The 19943-nt window shown below is 43.4% G+C and carries 17 protein-coding genes; 5 read left to right on the top strand and 12 right to left on the bottom strand.

Annotation, left to right across the window (positions count from 1 at the left end; translation table 11 throughout):
* Positions 1-4: 4 nt before the first annotated feature.
* From upp to PG840_RS07825, 5 genes are all read right to left on the bottom strand, one after another.
* Positions 5-634, bottom strand: coding sequence for a uracil phosphoribosyltransferase (gene upp / locus PG840_RS07845; protein WP_022220333.1), 630 nt, complete (start codon positions 632-634; stop codon positions 5-7).
* Positions 616-2154, bottom strand: a complete 1539-nt coding sequence (locus PG840_RS07840; protein ID WP_270613499.1) for an L-threonylcarbamoyladenylate synthase — start codon at positions 2152-2154, stop codon at positions 616-618. The genes upp and PG840_RS07840 overlap by 19 nt, the downstream gene beginning before the upstream one ends.
* A gap of 38 nt (positions 2155-2192) precedes the next feature.
* Positions 2193-2936 (bottom strand): N-acetylmuramoyl-L-alanine amidase family protein, encoded by a 744-nt coding sequence (locus PG840_RS07835; protein ID WP_243034401.1) that lies wholly within the window; start codon positions 2934-2936, stop codon positions 2193-2195.
* 75 nt (positions 2937-3011) lie between these two features.
* Positions 3012-4871 (bottom strand): glycosyl hydrolase family 18 protein, encoded by a 1860-nt coding sequence (locus PG840_RS07830; RefSeq protein WP_270613498.1) that lies wholly within the window; start codon positions 4869-4871, stop codon positions 3012-3014.
* Positions 4872-5045: 174 nt separating this feature from the next.
* On the bottom strand, positions 5046-5279 hold the full coding sequence (locus PG840_RS07825; RefSeq protein WP_117559053.1) for a hypothetical protein: 234 nt from the start codon (positions 5277-5279) through the stop codon (positions 5046-5048).
* A gap of 386 nt (positions 5280-5665) precedes the next feature.
* Here PG840_RS07825 and PG840_RS07820 point away from each other — a divergent pair, with 386 nt between their 5' ends.
* On the top strand, positions 5666-6460 hold the full coding sequence (locus PG840_RS07820; RefSeq protein ID WP_008375545.1) for an adaptor protein MecA: 795 nt from the start codon (positions 5666-5668) through the stop codon (positions 6458-6460).
* Positions 6461-6559: 99 nt separating this feature from the next.
* Here the strand turns inward: PG840_RS07820 and PG840_RS07815 are convergent, their stop codons facing one another.
* On the bottom strand, positions 6560-6769 hold the full coding sequence (locus PG840_RS07815) for a DUF1858 domain-containing protein (RefSeq protein WP_022220329.1): 210 nt from the start codon (positions 6767-6769) through the stop codon (positions 6560-6562).
* A gap of 155 nt (positions 6770-6924) precedes the next feature.
* Here PG840_RS07815 and PG840_RS07810 point away from each other — a divergent pair, with 155 nt between their 5' ends.
* Together PG840_RS07810 and PG840_RS07805 are read left to right on the top strand one after the other, a co-directional pair.
* Entirely contained in the window at positions 6925-7605 is a 681-nt protein-coding gene (locus PG840_RS07810; RefSeq protein ID WP_270613484.1) for a transposase, read from the top strand.
* A gap of 5 nt (positions 7606-7610) precedes the next feature.
* Complete coding sequence (locus PG840_RS07805) at positions 7611-8504, top strand: IS3 family transposase (protein ID WP_270613483.1); 894 nt, start codon at positions 7611-7613, stop codon at positions 8502-8504.
* Positions 8505-8651: 147 nt separating this feature from the next.
* Here the strand turns inward: PG840_RS07805 and PG840_RS07800 are convergent, their stop codons facing one another.
* Positions 8652-10343: an acyl-CoA dehydratase activase gene (locus tag PG840_RS07800; protein WP_270613482.1), complete on the bottom strand. Its 1692-nt coding sequence runs from the start codon at positions 10341-10343 to the stop codon at positions 8652-8654.
* A complete protein-coding gene (locus PG840_RS07795; RefSeq protein ID WP_055155501.1) occupies positions 10324-11649 on the bottom strand; it encodes a 2-hydroxyacyl-CoA dehydratase subunit D in 1326 nt (441 codons plus the stop codon). Before PG840_RS07795 ends, PG840_RS07800 begins: the two co-directional genes overlap by 20 nt.
* Positions 11650-11974: 325 nt before the next feature.
* Here PG840_RS07795 and PG840_RS07790 point away from each other — a divergent pair, with 325 nt between their 5' ends.
* A complete protein-coding gene (locus PG840_RS07790) occupies positions 11975-12895 on the top strand; it encodes an aldo/keto reductase (RefSeq protein ID WP_270613481.1) in 921 nt (306 codons plus the stop codon).
* A 100-nt stretch (positions 12896-12995) separates the two neighbouring features.
* Here the strand turns inward: PG840_RS07790 and PG840_RS07785 are convergent, their stop codons facing one another.
* The 4 genes from PG840_RS07785 to ilvD form a co-directional block, all read right to left on the bottom strand.
* Positions 12996-14339, bottom strand: coding sequence for an MATE family efflux transporter (locus PG840_RS07785; protein WP_270613480.1), 1344 nt, complete (start codon positions 14337-14339; stop codon positions 12996-12998).
* Between the two features lie 13 nt (positions 14340-14352).
* Complete coding sequence (locus PG840_RS07780) at positions 14353-15738, bottom strand: alanine/glycine:cation symporter family protein (protein ID WP_195250712.1); 1386 nt, start codon at positions 15736-15738, stop codon at positions 14353-14355.
* Positions 15739-15858: 120 nt separating this feature from the next.
* Positions 15859-16845 (bottom strand): ornithine cyclodeaminase family protein, encoded by a 987-nt coding sequence (locus PG840_RS07775; protein WP_195250713.1) that lies wholly within the window; start codon positions 16843-16845, stop codon positions 15859-15861.
* A 31-nt stretch (positions 16846-16876) separates the two neighbouring features.
* Entirely contained in the window at positions 16877-18559 is a 1683-nt protein-coding gene (gene ilvD, locus PG840_RS07770; RefSeq protein ID WP_008368759.1) for a dihydroxy-acid dehydratase, read from the bottom strand.
* 436 nt (positions 18560-18995) lie between these two features.
* Between ilvD and PG840_RS07765 the strand changes: the two genes are divergently transcribed.
* The gene (locus tag PG840_RS07765; RefSeq protein WP_117557860.1) at positions 18996-19871 is read left to right on the top strand and encodes a LysR family transcriptional regulator; all 876 of its coding nucleotides are present in this window, start codon (positions 18996-18998) and stop codon (positions 19869-19871) included.
* The last annotated feature ends 72 nt before the right edge of the window (positions 19872-19943 follow it).

Here is a 19943-nt window from a genome sequence, read left to right as displayed (position 1 = left end):
TCCTCTATTTTGTTCCGAAAATACGGTCTCCGGCATCTCCGAGCCCCGGAACAATATATCCATGTTCATTTAACTTTTCATCCAATGCTCCAATATACACTTCAACATCCGGATGAGCTTCCTGAAGCTTCTTTACTCCTTCCGGTGCTGCAATAATACACATAAAACGGATATTTTTTACGCCTCTGTTCTTCAGCATCTGGATCGCTGCGATACAGGATCCTCCCGTAGCAAGCATCGGATCTACTACAAATACTTCTCTTTCTTCACAGTCAGCCGGAAGTTTGCAGTAGTATTCTACCGGTTCAAGAGTTTCCGGATCACGGAACAAACCGATATGACCTACTTTTGCAGCCGGAATCATCGCAAGCATACCTTCTACCATTCCAAGTCCTGCTCTCAGGATCGGAACAACAGCAAGCTTCTTTCCTGCAAGCTCTTTTGCTGTCATCTTGCAGATCGGTGTCTGGATCTCGACATCCTGTAATTTCAGATCTCTGGTTGCCTCATAGCACATCAGCATTGCAATCTCACCGATCATCATTCTGAAATCCTTTGAACCTGTTTCCTCTCTTCTGATAATCCCGATTTTGTGCTGAATCAGCGGATGATCCATTACGTGTACATTTGACATTTGTTTTTTGCCTCCTCGTTTAACTTATTGGCAAGTTTTTTGACATACCCCTGGATCAGCTCATACATCTGCTCATACTGTTCCTGTGTCTGACCATATACAGACGGAACCTCTTTGCTTCCATTTACAAATTCACATAGTGTATAAACCTGTCCTTTTCCCGGATAATCATTCTGTATCTTTTGTTTGATACTATCCTGCATTGCCAGAACAAGCGTATCTTCCCCAAATTCCTCTTCTGATAATGCAACAGTCTCATATCCTTCTGTCTCAATATGATGTCTCGCCAGAAGTTCTTCTGCTCTCGGATTCAGTGGCTCCGGGAAGAGAACCACAAGTCCTCTCGCACACACCTCGTATTCCTGGAAAAGCGGCTGCTTTTTCAGAATTGCTGCTGCGATCGGAGCACGACAGTTCGCGCTGTTGCTCACAAATACAATCCTGCGGTAATCCTGAAGCTTCGTGATCTCAGATGCCTGCAGTACATGATGTCCTGCTGCTTTGCCCAGCCGGTTCATGATCGCAGTTCCGATACCTGCCTCCGGAAATGCTTCACTGTAAATGTAATCAACTTCCTCTTCATCAAATTCACGTAGGACTTTATAAAGGTTTCTCGCAACCGTCTTTTCATTCACACGGGAACCTATGCATTTTACTACACCGGTCGTATACTGATCAACCGATTCATTAGACGCAATGATCCCCACCTTATATCCAAGTCTTACCTGCTCGTAAGCAATCTGCTTGATCGCCCGAACAGCCTCTTCAGGCTCTCCGTCAACAATGATCATCTCTGCCTTCGGCGCGTAGTGACGGTACTTCATTCCCGGTGCTTTCGGTGCTTTTGTGCTGTTCTCTGAAATCAAAGTTTCATCTACAGCCACCTCACCGATCACTTCACTTAACATCTCTTTTGTGATCGCTCCCGGTCTCAGGATCATCGGTGGTGTCACCGTCATATCCAGAATCGTAGACTCTACTCCGATATCTACACTTCCTCCATCCAGAATCATCTCGATCTTGCCACTTAAATCCTCTGCCACATGCTGTGCTGTCGTCGGGCTCGGTCTTCCGGATGTGTTGGCACTTGGTGCTGATACATATCCGCCTCCTGCAAGGATCAGCTCACGGGCAATCTCATCATCCGGCATACGCACAGCGACCGTTTCCAGACCACCGGTTGTTCCCAGCGGAACTTTTTCGTTCTTATTGAAAATCATCGTAAGTGGCCCTGGCCAGAAATGTGCCGCGATCTCATCTACAATAAGTGGTACAGATTCAACGATCGCACCCAGATCCTCCAGTCTCGCAATATGGACGATAAGCGGGTTGTCTGACGGGCGTCCTTTTGCTGCATAGGTCTTTTTCGCTGCCTCCTCATCAAGCGCATTTGCCCCCAGTCCGTAGACTGTCTCTGTCGGAAATGCCACCAGACCGCCGTTCTTCAGGATTGAACCGGCTTCTTCCATAATCACCTGATCTATTTGGTTTCTGTCTATTTTTTTTATTATTGTTTCCATGTGTTTCATTATAGCATTATCCACATGGCATGGCAATTTTAATTTCCATACTCGTTCAGGTATTCCAGACATTTTGCGATTCCTTTTGCAACAGCTTCTGCAACCTGCTCCTGATATTCTTCTCCCGACAATTTTTCTGCCTCTTCCGGATTAGTCAGAAAGCCGCATTCCACGATCACCGTAGGCACTTTTGTCCGCCTCAGAAGATAATAGGTCTCATTTGCTTTTGCCTGCCTGTGATTTTCCGGATCAATCTCCTGCAAACTTTCCTGCAGGATCTTCGCAACAGCCTCTCCTTCCCGGGAATGGCTGTAATAAAACACCTGCGCTCCATGAATTTCCGGGTCTTCATAGCTGTTCTGATGGATACTCACTGTAAGGACAGGTTTCGTCTCGTTGATCATCTTCACTCTTGCCTGCATATCTTCTGTCTTTTTACTTCCGTCTCCTGTTGTTACAAGCCCTTTATCCTCTTTTCTTGTAAGCTCTGCTGTTATCTTTTCCTTTTCCAGACATTTTTTCACTTTCTCAGTAATCGCCAGATTGATATCCTTTTCCAGAAGGTTATTCAGCCCGATTTTTCCCGGATCACTTCCCCCGTGTCCGGCATCCAGGATTACCTGAGCCTGCTTTGCCTCCACCTGATCCGCCTCGGTATACCTGCTTAATGTATAGCTGCCATAAATACATCCCGTCAGTAAAATAAGAGCCAGAATCCACTTTATTTTGCTCTTGAAAATAGTTTTCCCCCTTTTTACCATTTCACTGATTTTTTTATTCAAAAAAAGAGCCTCCTGCATATATTTTTACAAATATATGCATGGAAAGCTCTTTTCTATACCTTTCTCATTATGTAATCAGTTTACATATTTCTGAATCAGATCCCAGATATCGGAAGTCTCAAATCCAAGTTTCCATGCCGCCGTTCCTGCCAGATTATTGTCCTTCATAAGTCCGAGTTTGACTTCAAGTGAAGAAGCATCCTCCAGCCAGATCCTGTAGGTTGAATCGTTATCTCCCTGCCACTCTGCATAGTTCTGCTTCGCCGTATCATCCCATGTCACAGTTGCTCCGGCTTCGCTTACCCGCTGTGCCGCTTCTTCCATGCCAAGTGCTTCGCTGGTAACTTTCATTGAATAGCTTGCAGCCTCGGTTCCCTGATCTTCCGCACGCTCTTCGTCCGTCTTCGGTGTCTCATTCCACAGCCTTGTATAGAATGGCACTGCATTGATCACCTTATCTGCCGGTACATCCCGCAGGGTTTCTTCAATTCCCTCTTTTACATAATTGTAAGATGCCACAGAACCTGCTTCATAGGAACCGGCAAAATGTTCATCATATCCCATAATGATCACATAATCTGCCATAACCCCCTGTTCTTCTCTGTGATAATGTGTGTTATAACCCTTCGGCACATAATTATCTACAGAAAGGACCAGATTGTTCACCCGGCACAGCACAGAAAGCTCCCGGATAAACTGAATGTAATGCTCTCCGACATCCGTCGGTATCTGTTCAAAATCCACGTTGATTCCGTCAATTCCATTCTGAAGTGCTGCATTTACCAGCTGATTCTCCAGATTCTCCCTGCTTGAAGTATGACTGAGCAGCTCCATATCGTCTACATTCTGGTCGAAATTATCCACCAGCGCCCATACTTCCAGTCCACACTGATGTGCATAATCCACATAGTCTGTACTTGCAATGGAACTGATATTTCCGGAATTATCCGTTACACTGAACCATGTAGGGGAAATCGTATTGAGTCCTTTTGTAGCTGCAAGCGCATCTTCAATCCCTTCGTTGGCAGCTTCACTTGTGACCTGATGCCATACCAGATTGATCTTGTAATCTTTCTTGATTCCTGTATAATCCGGTTCCTCAAATTCTCTTGAGATTGTCTCTTTCTTGGCATCCTTCAGCTTTGACTTCTGAATATACCCGACAATTCCGGACTTTGTACAGACTTTTTTCCAGTCACTTACATCTTCAAGAACCGTAAGCTTATCTCCCTTTTTCACTTCTTCGAGCACCGGACTTTTTACACCTCCCAGAATCCTTACCTGGGAATCATCCTTAACCTTTGCCGTCTGACGCTCTCCAAACTTACTGGTGATCACGACTCTTGCCGGATCTTTATAAACTTCGTAGTCAAAATTTGCATATTTCTGCAGGAAATCCAGTGCAATATATGCTGTATCTCCTTCTGTCTTTACAATTGTATAATCCTCACTGTTCACAGTATCTAAAACAGAATAATCCTTACTGTCTGCCGCTACCTTTACCATATCTCTCGGCAGTGTATACAAAAGTATATGCTCATTGGAATCCCAGTAAAAACGATCGCTGATATAATCCTGTACAAAGTTATAAGACAGATATGCAGTTCCGCCTTCTGTAATTGCCTGAGCATCCAGTACCTCGTTGTTGATCGTTACACCCATCTGCGACTTTGCCGTAATTCCAAAATATTTATTCAAATCATAGGTTTCTTTTGTCGGCCCATACTTTATCCAGTATATTGTTCCACCGGCAAGCCCAATGACAACTATAAAGATCACCAGCAATGCAATACACACGTTTCTGACACGGCGACGTCTTTTTCTTGCTCTTCTCCGTCTCTGATAACCTACGCCCGGATCCTCGTATCTTGCAGCAGCTTTTCTTGCTGCCGCAGCTTTGCGTCTGCGCTCTCTTTCCCTTTGCTCATTGGTCATTCTTCTTTCGTCCACATGACACCTCCTGTTTGCAGCATATTTTCACAGCTTAACTAAGCTTGTAATATGCGCATACTTTAGGTTATTATACCACATATATCTACCATTTGTACACATCTGAGAACTATTTCCATTCTCCACAGGTCATGTCCTGGCGAGGGGGCTCTGCTCTTTTCATTCCACCTGTGAATGGTCTGTTCCTATACTGTTAAAATCCAGTTCACGGATCATTCCCTGTTCATCCAGAATATAATCCCGCATATAATTACTTTCTTCTCTTACCATATGCGCTGACACGATCTGAAGCGGACTTGCCGGAAAGCCATTCATCTGCATCCGGACACCACTACGCTCATAATTTGTCAGTTCTGTAAATAAATCCTGATACTTTTTCTCTTGCTCGTCCATATTTCCCCCTTGAGTCAGACAGTTTTTACGGCAAAAAGCGACCATAAGGCAACACTTGTGATATATTACTTCTCCTGTGCTTTTTCCGATGACAAGAAAATGATCACTGTCCATACTTCGGTTCAATTGTTAGGTTCTGTTGATAAATCGTCTGATATGACCTGAATGTACTTGATTCTGTACGCTGTGTGCGAAATGCGTATGATAAATTCAAGATTTGTGCGATTGACTGGTCTGTCTTATTTTCCTGTAACGCCATTATAAGAAAGAGTTTATAAAAAAGCAAGCATTTTTTATTTTTTATTTTGTTTACATCGTTCCGTTTTTTGTTTATACTATTAGTAATTGTTCAGATAGATTTTTGATTGAATAGGAAGTGATACTTTATGAAGATAGAAAAGATAAATGATAATCAGATCCGCTGCACACTTACCCGTGATGATCTCGCCCAGAGACAGTTAAAGCTCAGCGAGCTTGCTTACGGCTCCGAGAAGGCAAAGTCTTTATTCCGCGAGATGATGCAGCAGGCCGCTTCTGAATTTGGATTCGAAAGCGACAATCTGCCACTGATGATCGAAGCAATCCCGACCGCCGGTGATTCTATCGTTCTGAATATAACCAAAGTTGATGATCCGGATGAACTGGATACCCGTTTTTCCAGATTCACACCTACTCCTGCGGACGAAGCTGCTGATAAGCACAAATCCGTGCTGGAACATCTGAAAAAGCTTGACGGAGCCGAAGATTTTCTCGACATTCTCCGCCAGATGAAAGAGGCTGTATCCCAGCTCCCGGAGAACCCGGAAGCACTTGCCGATACTCCGGTCCAGGAACAGGCTCCTGCTTCAGAAGCCAAAGAAGCAGCTCCTGCTGAACCTTCTGTTCCACCGGTCCGGCTTTTCTCTTTCTCAAGACTTGACAGTGTGATTCATGCCAGTCATTTTTTAGCTGAGATGTATGATGGTCCGAACACACTTTACAAGGATGAAGCAGAGAACATGTACATCCTGACACTTGCACAGGGAGAGCATCCGTCTTCTGATTTTAACCGTATCTGTAATATGCTCTCCGAGTATGGTTCACCGGAACAGGGTGGTGGTATATCACTTGCATTTCTGGAAGAACACTGTGATATGATCCTTGCCAAAAACGCAATACAGACTCTGACTTCATTTAAATAACAGACAAATCCACAATTTTTAACTTGGCGAAAAAAGACGGGGACGGCAGATTAATGATCTGTCGTCCCCGTTAAATTATATCTTTTATTTATTCACGGTCTATGCTTCAGCTGCTAAGAGTGCGTTGATCTTTGCGATAAGAAGATCTGCATCAATTCCATGAACCATTGCTGCTTCTTCAAGAGACTCACCCTGTGAAGCCGGGCATCCAAGACAATGCATTCCAACTTCCATAAGAACCGGTGCTGTCTGTGGAGCTACCTGAAGTAATTCGCCAATTGTCATTGTTTTTGTTACTTCGACTGCCATCTTTCTTCCTCCTTTGCTTTTCGTATCCCTTATTATAATACCATTTATCCCAAAAAACAACCTTAATATCCGACTGTATTGCTCGGTGATATGCTCCCTTTTAGGTAGACAAGTAAAATAATATAAAACTTGTTACCTGAAAGGGGGTATTTTTATTGGGAAGAAAAGCAAGATACAGTGCTGAAGAAAAGATAAGTGCAGTTCAAGAATATTTAGATGGAAAAGGCAGTATGAAGACGATTGCACAACGTTTAGGTATAGCCTTTCAATCATTCAAACAATGGGTAAAAAACTATGAAGCGATGGGAATAGATGCGTTTAAAACCAATCATAACAAACATTATTCCAAAACAGAAAAAGAGCAAGCAGTCGCAGCATATTTAGCCGGCGAAGGTTCTCATATAGAAATTTGTCAAAAGTTCAAAATTCTTTCGACCAGTCAACTCAGAAGCTGGATTAAGAAGTATAATGGTCATGAGGAGCTAAAAGCTTCCAGAATGGGAGATACAGGCATCATGACCAAAGGAAGAAAAACGGCATTTAATGAACGGGTAGAAATTGCGGCATATTGCATTAGCCATGATCATAATTACACTGAAACATCTGAAAAATTTAAAGTTTCTTATCAGCAGGCACGAAACTATACGGTTAAATATGAAAACGGTGGAATTAATGCACTAAAAGACAATCGTGGCAAAAGGAAATCGGAGAATTTTCTTTCAGAAATTGAAAAACTTCAAGCAGAATTGAAGATGGAAAAAGCCAAGCGGAAAAAAGCTGAAATGGAGACATCATTCCTAAAAAAACTCGACGAAATAGAGAGGAGGCGAGGTTAAGCCTGTTGAGGCAAGGGCAGATTTATCAGGCAATTAAAGAGGAAAACGAAACATACGGTTACCCAATCAGTGCACTTTGCAAACTTGGAAATGTAAGCAGATCTGCTTATTATAAATGGCTTCATAGAGAGATTCCAGCTAATGAAATTAAAAACTTGCGTATTTCAGATGCAATCGAAAAGATACACACGGATTCTCCTGACAAAGGCTATCGAAGAATACGAGATGATCTGGAACGCTATTATGGAATAAAAGTAAATGACAAACGGGTTCTTCGTATTTGCAGAAAGAAAAATATTAAATCCACAATTAAATATGCTAACAATGGATGCACACGTCAATCCGCAAATCCACAATACATAGCGGAAAATGTATTAAACCGAGAGTTTTTTGCAGATGCACCTAATCAGAAATGGCTTACAGATGTGACGGAATTTAAATATTACATCGGTTTGGAAAAACATAAGGTATATCTTAGTGCAATACTAGATTTGTATGATAGACGGATTGTGTCCTATGTAATTCGAGATAACAATAATAATGCATTGGTCTTTGATACTTTCGACAATGCCATTGCCAGTAATCCAGATGCACGCCCGCTGTGTCATAGTGACAGAGGATTTCAATATACAAATCGAAGCTTCCACAATAAACTGGAAGCTGCCGGAATGACGCAAAGCATGTCCAGAGTTGCAAAATGTATTGATAATGGTCCGATGGAAGGATTCTGGGGGATTATAAAAAGAAAACGTTATTATGGGAAAAGATTTACGAATCGTACAGCACTTGTGGGCATGATTGAAAGCTACATGGAATATTACAACAATAGACGATTACAAAGGAATCTTGGAGTTTTAACCCCAATGGAAAAACATGAACAATATATATTGGCAGCATAAAAACTGCCACCAGTTTTTCATCTAGTGGCAGAAATAAATTTTATTTTTTTAATTGTCTACTTGACGGGAAGCAGTTCACTGAAAATTGGTAAGGTTTCTCTTTTTTATGCAATATAAAATAATGTCCGGTGATTACAAACACAGCCTCTACACACTGCACTTCTCATATGCAAACAATGCAGCTCCAAGCGCACCACAAAGCTGTGCCTCGTCGCAAATATACAATTTTGCATCCAGCTTTTCTTCCAGTGCTTTGATGATTCCAGGATTCTTTGCCACTCCGCCTGTCATCATATATTCTCCCGGATTCTTTTTCCCAAGACGTGCCGCCAGTGCTCCTACTTTCGAAGCAACCGACACATTCAGACCATGGATGATATCTGCCACATCTTTATTCTGAGCCACAAGTGATACCACCTCTGACTCAGCGAACACCGTACACATACTGGAAATCACAATATTTTCCTTCCATTCCAATCCTTTTGTACTCATCTCTTCAAGAGAAAGTCCCAAAGTCCGTGCCATCATTTCCAGAAACCTTCCGGTTCCTGCCGCACATTTGTCATTCATCAGGAAATTTTTTACTGCGCCATTTTCATCGATGCTGATCGCCTTGATATCCTGTCCGCCGATATCGATCACCGTCCGCACATTCGGGTTCAGGTAATGCGCACCTTTGGCATGACAGGTGATCTCTGTAATACTGTCATCCCCGCTTTCAATATAAGCACGTCCATATCCCGTCGTGACAATTCTGACAATTTCTTCTTTCTTAATTCCTGCCTTCTCTACGGCAAGATCCAGGCTTTTCTCCGCACTCATCATCGCTCCGCCGCCTGTCGGAATGATCATCGTAGATTTAATTTTTCCGTCCTGATCCAGAATCACAACGTCTGTACTTGTAGAGCCACTGTCGATCCCTGCTACATAATATATTCCTGACTCCATCTTTTTTCTTGCCTCCTCACTGATTCCTTTTCCCGGATCCATGTCTTCCGATCCTTCAATCGTTTCTGCAAATGCCTGGATTCTCGTCAGTAACTGTCCAGCGCTCTGACTTGTAAAATCCGTCTCGATTTTCAGAAGCGGTACTTTGATATTCTTTTTAATGCTCGCATATTCAAATCCATAATAATCACAGAATTTGATCGTATGATAAATAATTCCCTTCAAGTTTGGATCCAGATACAGCTGATTTCTCCGAGTGTTGTTATTCATTCGGAAACATGGGATCTGGCAAAGCAGGGCATCCGCATAAGCCAGAAACATTTTTTCTTCATCCATCTGTCTCATCTGCTCCGGAACAACTGCAAGCTGTCTTCCACCGGTGCAGGTAAGATTGTCCACGTCCATCTGAATATTATCCCGGATCATTTTTTCAAGAATACCCGTTACACGCACACCCATCAGACCAATGTATGGCTTCATTTCTGTCTCATTTTCTGTAAATGAATTTAAAAATGCTTCCTTATCAAATGTTTTTCCGGAAAATTTTTCGTATGCTTTTTTCAGGCGCATGATTGCCTGTGCATACTTTACCTTCCCACATTCATTATCCTCATGCGGAAGATCCAGCATATATAAAAAATTGCATTTTCCGGTACTCTCTACAATATCATAAACTCTCCGGGCAGAATCACAGCAGTTCACAAGTACAAGCTGCTTAACCTTTCCTTCCAGAACTGCCTGAATCACAGATTTCCCAAAACCGCACAGATTTGCGTGTGCGATCTGATCCGACATTTCAAAGTTCTCCGGCATTTCCTCCAGTACGGCACACTCTTCTCCAAATGCATTCAATAACTCTACCGGCGTATATTTACAGACATAATGTATCATCTGACCCAGCCCCCTTTCCGTGATTTGCGGCATATTTTTCTGCTTTATTTACCTTCAGCATCTCCATATAAGCCTGAAGTCTTGTAGAAATCTGTCCATCACTGCTGTTTGCCGGATTACATCCATCTCCATCAAGGATCATGGTTGGAATCCCTGCTTCCTCAAGCGATCCTTTGATCAGACTGGAAGCTCCGATCGTACCTTTGCATCCCCAATGGGTAAAAAGGATTCCTCCATCCACATTTGTCTGCGCCGCAAGCTCTTTTGCCTTCTGGATTCTCTGCCTGACGCTTCCATTGTAAATGCAGTTCACCATCTTTTCTGCCATGGACTCATACGGATCTTCATAATGTGTCTTCTGAAATCCGTCTGCCACAAAGTCACAGGCACTGATATGAATCTGGTCACTGTAATTGAAAATATCCTTTACCGGTTCCTGCAAAAATGGCATCATATGCATCCAGAGAATATGCAGACCTTCGCTCTTCGGTGCCTTTTTCACATCTTCCAGAAGCAATTTCGTGTACTTGACTGCCTCCTGCGAACCCGCCATGAGGTGGCACATGAAAATCGCGTACAGCTCATTGGTCAGGCTCGTGACCGGATCATGTTCTTTGCGCAGTGCCAGCTGTTCATGATAATATGCGGCTGCCTGGTTACTGTTATTGACCGCCTGCCGTACTGCCTCTTCGGAAATCTTCTTTCCAGTAACATCTTCTAAAAATGCTTTCAACTCCCGGAGCTGATCTGCCACATATTTTACAGAATCTTCGTTCTTGTCATATGGTACATCTATAAAAAATCCCGGAAGCATATTTTTCTGCTTCAGATACGGGAAGGTCATCATATTGCTGTCACATGCCAGATTTGTGTAGATCATACATTTTGGCTTTGGCACAAGTCCGGATAGTGCCGCTCCAAGGAAAACTCTGTGATAGGAGCACATCGTTTCCGGAAATCCCTCTTCTTCTGTTTTTCTCAAAAATGTCTGCTCACATCTTGTTCCTGCGATAAAGCAGGACATTGCTTCTACCGAATACGGAGTCAGCCCTGCCGCCGTCAAAAGCTCTCCCGGAACAAAGATGCTGACCATCGCTGAATTTTCAGGCTTTGAAAGTGCCTGGATGATATTTTTCATAACAATTCTTGCTACATACTGTCCCGACTTGGGCAGCTTTTTATCTGAAAAAAAGAGCAGTCGTTTCTCCTGAAGTCGATATCCTGTAAGAAGAAGCCTGCGCGCCTTCCCGGGATCCTCCAGAGACATACTGCTCACTGCGTTACCAAATTTTTGTATAATGTCCATTATAGAATTCCTCTCTGTTTTGCCTTTACTTGCTGTCTGATATATTATAGCAGTTGTGTCGGGAAAGTAAAGAGGAATCTATTGACTTCAACGGAACCAATGGAACGTACTTTTTTCAAGATATAATATCTGCTCTTCTATCTCTTACTCAAATTTAATAGCTATCTCAAGAAATTTTCATTGACTCTCGAGTGCGCTTCTATGATATGATGATACCATGGTCCAAAGTCTAACAATTATTATTTCTTTACTTCCGGACTTCTTCCATACTTGCTTTACGGAAAAATTCCGCGAATATCAAATCATTACAAAGGAGATTTTTATCATGAGAGAAACTATTTTGGGCAATCATCTGCAAAAAATTCCTTCCATTGCAGTCGGATGCATGCGACTTTCTGAAAAATCGAAGAAGGAAATGAACCATTTCATTCACTCTGCATTGGAACAGGGCGCATATTTCTTCGATCATGCGGATATCTATGGCGGCGGTATGAGCGAGACTGTGTTCGGCGAAGCCTTTGCCGGCGATCCATCCCTGAAACGGGAAGATATTTACCTGCAATCAAAATGCGGCATCCGGCAAGGTTATTATGATCTCTCAAAAGAGCACATTTTGAAATCCGTCGATGGTATTTTAAAACGGCTTCAGACAGATTATCTCGATCTTCTGCTGCTTCACCGTCCGGATGCACTCGTAGAACCGGAAGAGGTTGCTGCCGCATTTGATGTTCTGTTTGAGAGCGGAAAGGTCCGCCATTTTGGTGTTTCAAACCACAAACCGATGCAGATTGCACTACTGCAGAAGTATGTCTGCCAACCGCTCGTTGTCAACCAGGTTCAATTCAGCATTCCGGTTTCCAATCTTGTTGCAAATGGCATGGAAGTCAATATGGAAACCCCCGGTTCAATTGACCACGACGGAAGTCTGCTCGACTACTGCCGCCTACACGATATCACCCTCCAGGCCTGGTCACCATTTCAAATGCCGGCATGGCAAGGATGCTTTCTCGGAAATGACGAATACCCGGAGCTGAATCAAAAGATTCATGTACTGGCTGAAAAATATAATGTCAGCGACACTACCATTGCGGCTGCGTGGATTTTACGCCACCCGGCAAATATGCAAATCATTACCGGAACTGCAAGCGAAAGCCGCCTGAAAGAAATTATCGCAGCATGTGAGATAACACTGACTCGCGAAGAATGGTATGAGCTGTACCTGGCTGCAGGTCATCCGCTTCCATAAGGATTTTCGGCATTATATTTCTGATTTTATATTCTTGCTGACTTATGCTATTACCCGCACCGTTGGTGCGGGTAATTCTATTTCCGGAATAAACAGACAGTTAGCAAACTGAAGCCGCTTTATCAGTTGGCCACGATTTTCTAAGTGCCACATAGGAAATCACAAAATTGGCAAACCAGCCAGCCGGTACGGCAAGCCAGACAAATTCGATACCAAAACGAGGTGCAAAAATCAAAGCAACTGCCAGGCGGATTGCAAGGTTTACCATATTGGCAACGAGAAACGGGCGCATGACACCAAGTCCACGGAGGACTCCATCTGTTGCCATCTTGATACCCATAAAAATGAAAAAGTAACCAAGCCATCTCATATAATCCCCGGACACCTGATATGCCAGGGCGGTTCCGTCTTTCCCCAGGAATAACGAGGAAATCTGGGTATGCAGCGTTTCAATGACTATAAAAGCAAGAACTGCAAAACATAAATCCAACACCAGTGCCGCATGATATCCTTTTTTGATACGTTCCATTTTCTTTGCGCCAAAATTCTGGGAAACATACGGTGAAACTGCATTTCCAATGGATACAAAGATCAGTGAAAAAACGTTCTCTACCCGCATCGTTGCCGAATAACCGGCAAGTGCCTGTGTACCGAATGGATTTACAACTGCCTGTACGATCATCATGCCAATTGACACTGTAGACTGCTGAAGAACAGATGGCACAGCGATCCGAAGCATGGAATGCAATTCCTTCCCATCAAACCAGTCAAAATGACTTTTATATCGACGCATCCGGCTAAAGAAAATCAAAAGTGAAAACACTGCCGAAATCCCCTGCGCAATGAGGGTTGCAAGAGCTGCACCAAATACCCCCAAACCAAGTCCGGCCACCATCCAGAGATCCATAAAAATATTCAAAATAGAAGAAAATATCAACAGTCCCAATGGGATCTTTGATTCACCGATCGAGGTAAACATCGTTGAAAGGATGTTATACATAAACAGAAACGGAAATCCCACAAAATAAACACGAAGGTACAGTACTGCTTCATCCAGTATATCAGCAGGTGTCTGTAATAAACTCATCATCGAATGGGAAAAACAAAAGCCAAATACACCCAGAAGTACGCTTAGAATCAGGAAGCTGATCAATGATGTTGACACGATTGTTTTCATTTTACTATAATCTCTGGCTCCAAAATAACGGCTCACGAGCACTCCTGCACCTACACCGGCACCCAATGCTATACAAATGAAGACATTCGTAAGCGCGGCGCAGGCACCGACTGCCGCCAGTGCAGACGAACCAACAAACTGACCTACGATAATAGAATCAGCCATATTATATACTTGTTGAAAAAAGCTGCCTAAAATCATAGGCATTGCAAAAACAGTTAATGCTTTAAGAGGCGCATCTGTAATTAAATATTCATCTTTTGACACTCTCCAGTTCCTCCTACTGTTTATTTTTTTCGTACTTCCTCAATTCCTCCAGTGCCTCTCCACCCATAGGATACAAAGTCACAATATTAAAAATCGTCATAAGTCCGATTCCCACATCGCCAAGATCCCATACAATATGATAAGCCGCAATTCCTCCGATAAAGAGCATCACAAGTGCGAGGATTTTATATGCTGTCTGCCAGCACCACTTATCCCCTAAAAGATATGCCACATTTCCTCTTGCATAAAACAGGATTCCAAGAAACGTTGAAAAGCTGAAAAGGAACAACGTAACCGCAATAAAGATCACGCCAAATTTACCGAGATGATAATTCATTGCTGTCTGCAAAAGCTCCATTCCTTCCAGTCCTGCTATCATCTTTTCCGGTACAAGAAGCATGATCATCGCCGTACAGCTGCAGATCACAATTGTATCTATAAATACACCCAATGCCTGTATAAATCCTGCTTTTACAGGCGTATCACATTCTGCAGCCGCAGCTGCGCATGGTGCTGATCCCGAACCCGCTTCGTTGGAAAATAACCCTCTTTTTACACCATTCATAAGAACTGCTCCGAACCCTCCGGCTGCTGCCTGACGGATCCCAAACGCTTCCTGGAGAATCCGCTCAAATACACCCGGAAGGCTTCGGATATTCAATAAGATAATGACTATCGTAATCACAAAATAGCAGACTGCCATGATTGGAACCAGAATATCCAACACCTTTACTGTGGCATTTTTTCGCAGTACGATCACTGCCGCAACGGCTACCAGAATCACCGTCGTTAAAATTGGCGGAATCCCAAATGCATTTTCAAAAGAAGATGCAACCGAATTACTGATCACCTGACTGATCCCGGCCCAGCAGATAAGCCCTGAGATTGCAAAGAGCACCGCAATACAGACATGTTTCTTTGTCTTTCCTGTCCGTCTCTCTACATAATGATGCATATAATATGCCGGACCTCCGCGGTAGCCTCCGTAAAGCGGATCTTTCTCTTTATAAAGCTGTGCAAGCGTTGCCTCGATAAATGCAGTTGAAGAACCGATGACTGCTGTGATCCACATCCAGAATACCGCACCGGCACCGCCTGCGGAAACGGCAGCGACTACTCCTACCAGATTTCCCATTCCGACTCTTGTTGCAGTTGAGACGATCAGTGTCTGAAAAGTCGACAGACTGCCATCTTCCTTCTTTTTCCCGGTAAGCGCGCGAACCATATCTCCAAAAAGACGAACCGGCAAAAATCTTGTTCTGATCGTAAAATAGATTCCTGTGGGAATCAGCAAAATAATAAGCAGTGACACACCAAAAGAGGAGCCTCCCGGAAGTGGTATCCTTAAAAGATCTCCCCATAAAAATTGGTATACTGCCTGAATCCATGTAGTTAGCATTTCTCTTGTTTCCTTTTCTTTAAATTATTGTTCTCGTTTATCTTATCACAAAGCTATTCTTTAAAATACAAAAAACACGGAAATATTCCGTGTTTTTTGTATTTACATCCTCTTTTTAGATTATTCTCCCCAGCGAAGTCCTTTTCCGGCTTCTACCGCCTTATCATAAATCACTTTTGCTGCTACCAGATCCTGCGCAGCAACTCCTACAGTTTCATATACGATAATTTCTTCGTCATTTTCACGTCCTTTGATCTTTCCATTGATCACATCTCCAAGACTTCCAAGCACATCCTCTTCTGTAATGATTCCGTCTGCGATCGGAATCAGAAGATCCCCCGTTTCTGAAAGTGCCGCCTCTTTTGAATCACAGATGATCTTAGATGCTCTCGGTAAAACCGCCGGATCCAGCTCATGCTTGTGCGGTTCATAGGTACCTACGCAGCTGATGGTTGCACCGGCTTTTACCTTTGTTCCGTCAAATACCGGTTTTGCCGAAGGCGTCACTGTGATGATCAGATCTGCATCTTCGATACAGTCATCCGAATCCTTGGCCGGTATGATTGTTGCACCGTATTTAGCCAGTTCCTTCTGCATTCCTTCGGCAAATGCTTTGCATCTTTCTTCATTCAGGTCAAAGATCTTTACTTCTTCCAGCTTTCTTGCTGCGAGCATTGCCTCAAGCTGAGCTGCTGCCTGTCCCCCTGTACCGATCATTGCACCTTTTTTACATTCCTTTTTTCCAAGCAGATCGAATGCTGCACCGGAAGAAGCCCCCGTACGAAGCTGTGTCACATAAGTTCCATCCAGCATCGCGATCACATATCCCGTCTTTCCGTCGATCAGCATGGTCTGCGCCGGTGATGTCATCAGATTGTTATCGATATTGTGTGGAAAAATGTTGATCACCTTCATGGCTGCTGCATCTAATTCCGGAGCATAGGCCGGCATAAACAGAAATGCGCCGTCATATTTTCCATTGATGACTGTACGAAGCGGTGTATCTACCGTACCATCGACAACCATCTTAAATGCCTGCTTATCCGCTTCGATCATATCTTTCATTGTAATTACACTTTTAATATCCTCTTTTGAAAGCAATAACATACCCGTTCTCTCCTTATCCATACCAATACTTTTATTCGTGATGATATCCGTAGTCTGCATCCAGTGCCCATGGCTGCATTGCACCGCCTTCTTCTGCCGGTCTGCAGTTCTGTGCGTAAATATTTAAAACACCCTTCTGCTGCTTAAGCGGCGGACGTACCCAGGATTTTCTTCTTTCTGCTAAAATCTCATCGGATACGAGAAGATTGACGGTTCCCCCTGCAATGTCCATCTCAATTTCATCACCATTTTCGATCAAAGCGATCACACCGCCGTCATAAGCTTCCGGAGAAACATGTCCGACGATTGCTCCGTAGTTGAATCCGGAGAAACGCGCGTCTGTGATAAGCCCGACCTTTTTATCAAGTCCAAGTCCGATCAGCGCATCGATACTAAGCATCAGCTCTTTCATACCCGGTGCTCCTTTACAGCCTTCATAGCGGATAACAAGAATGTCCCCCGCAACAATCTCGCCTGCCATAATGGCTCTATATGCATCCTGATCGCATTCATACACTTTTGCCGCACCTTTGATGTATTTTACTTCTTCATATACTGCTGTCGGACGTACGATCGCCCCTGCCGGAGAAATATTTCCCCGCATGATTTTAAGTCCCGGTTCTTTTGCTACAGGATCTTCCAGCGAATGAATGACTTTATTTGGCGCGCTTTTCACAGAATCGAGGAGTTCACCCCAAGTTGTATCCCCGTAAATCGTCGGCGCATCGGTATGGATTTTACCGGCAAGCTGCTTCATGACCTGCTTTACACCGCCGGCATAATGAAAATCTACAACTGTATACGGTCCGCTTGGAATCACTGCATTGATGCAGTAAATTTCCTTCGCATACTTTTCAAAATCTGCCAGTGTAAGCTTGATACCAAGTTCATATGCATATGCCAGGATATGCAGTACCGCATTGGTTGATCCTGCAACTGCCATATCAAACATGATCGCATTTTCCAGAACATCTTTGGTGATCAGATCTTTTGGTGTCTTTCCGGATCTGGCAAGCTGTACCATGTATTTTCCTGCTGTTCTTGCAGCACGAAGTCTTGCATTATCTGATGCAGGAATCGTAGATGTTCCCGGCATAACAAGGTTCAATACCTCACCTAACATCTGCATCGTATTGGCTGTTCCCATAGAAGGGCATGCACCGAAAGACGGGCAGACGCTTTCTTCCATTTCAAATAACTCAGCTTCGGAAGCACCTGAGAATCTTGCCGCATCCAGATCTGCCTCTACAACTGTCTTACCACAGTAATTTCCGGCCTGCATTGATCCCCCGGTCACTACCAGAGCCGGAATATCCAATCTGCACGCTGCCAGATAACATCCGGCAATGATCAGATCACAGGATGCCACACAGCAGATCGCATCGAAATTATGTATTCTGGATACAAATTCGATGGACATTGCCACGATATCTCTTCCCACCTGCTCATACTTCATCTCATCCGCACCATTTGCCACATTTCCGCAAGTAGCCGGGATTCCGAATTCTACCGGGATTCCTCCTGCTGCCCAGATTCCCTCTTTTACAGCTTCTGTCACCTGGCGAAGATGCGCAGTTCCGGGAGAACCTGCCATGTAAGAATTCGGTATTCCGATATGCGGTTTCTGACGGATATCTTCATCCGAATATCCTGCCGCCTTCATCATAACACGGCGGTGTGCCGCTTCTGTTCCGTTCCAGTAATTGTATCCCATTATTCTTCTCCTTTAATTCATAATACACTTAAACTCCTTTGAATTTCATTCCCCTGCTTCTATGCTATTCCAGTTTCCGGTCATTGAAAAGTCTGTAAAACTGATATCAGACTTCACTTTTTCTTAATACATTGTTAACTCTTTGATTTGCGCTTATATTTTCACTTTTTCTTATGTTTGATTTTAAAAAAATTTATGTAACTGTTCAGAGCCAACCTCCAAAATGCTACACATTTCGTCGGTGTGGCGTATCCGCCAAATAAAATTTCAAAAACAGTCTTATAAATGCAAGCATTTTACACCCGTTTTATGAAATTTTGCTTGGCTCTGAACAGTTACAAATTTATAATAAAATCCCACGGATATTGATTATCTTCCTTATATTAAGTAAGATAGTAAAAGAGCATTGTTTATCAACACCACGGGAGGTTTCATCATGTCTAAATACGATGTGATTCTTGATGTCTATGAGAATCAGAGCATCTCAAAAGCTGCTCAAAAACACAACTACACACAATCAGCTGTCAGCCAGACCATTCGCAATTATGAAAAAGAGATTGGTCTTAAGCTGTTCAAGCGTTCAAAAAACGGAATGGAAGCGCTTCCCGGAACAGAACCCATCTTTGAGGAGCTTATGCATATCCGCTCCGCCAATACACGGATCAATCAGATTGTATCAAATATCAATAATCTGGACAGTGGCTTTATCCGCATCGGAACGGTGCAGAGCATTGCCTATAACTGGCTCCCCGGAGTACTGAAAAATTTTTCTGCCGAATACCCGAATATCACCTTTCGGCTCTATGTTGACGGATTTCAGAACCTGACGGAAAAGCTTCGCAAAAAAGAACTGGACTGTATCTTTGTTTCGCAATATGTCGCAAAGGATTTCCCAAATCTGCCTGTCGGCACCGACGAACTGGTTCTGGTTACTTCCCTGGACCATCCTCTTGCCGATCAGCTGACGGTATCTTTTGCCGATATTGACGGACAGGATTTTGTTCTCTCCGCCGATGATTTTGATTATGAAACCGGAAAATTATTCCGATTAAACCATATCACGCCTAACGTAAGATTTCGGATCAATGAAGACTATACCGCGATTAAAATGGTGGAACAGGGCTTTGGCATCACTGTACTTCCCAAACTTCTGCTTCATAATATTCCATTCAACGTCTGTGTCCGTTCCTTTACCGAACACTTCCGCAGGAATCTGTCCGTAGCCTATCTGGATACACCTGAACTCTCTCCTGCACTTGATAAGTTTCTTACCTTTGTCACCAAATGGGCCAAAGAGTGTAAGCTGATCTGATTTCCTGTCACACACAAAACGGCACAAAATTCTTCTATGACTTTGTACCGTTTTGCGCGTAACTTTATTTTG

This window comes from Coprococcus sp. AM97-35, assembly GCF_027697525.1.
In the GTDB taxonomy this organism is placed as follows: domain Bacteria; phylum Bacillota; class Clostridia; order Lachnospirales; family Lachnospiraceae; genus Allocoprococcus; species Allocoprococcus comes.
This window is presented reverse-complemented; position numbering and strand designations above follow the sequence as displayed.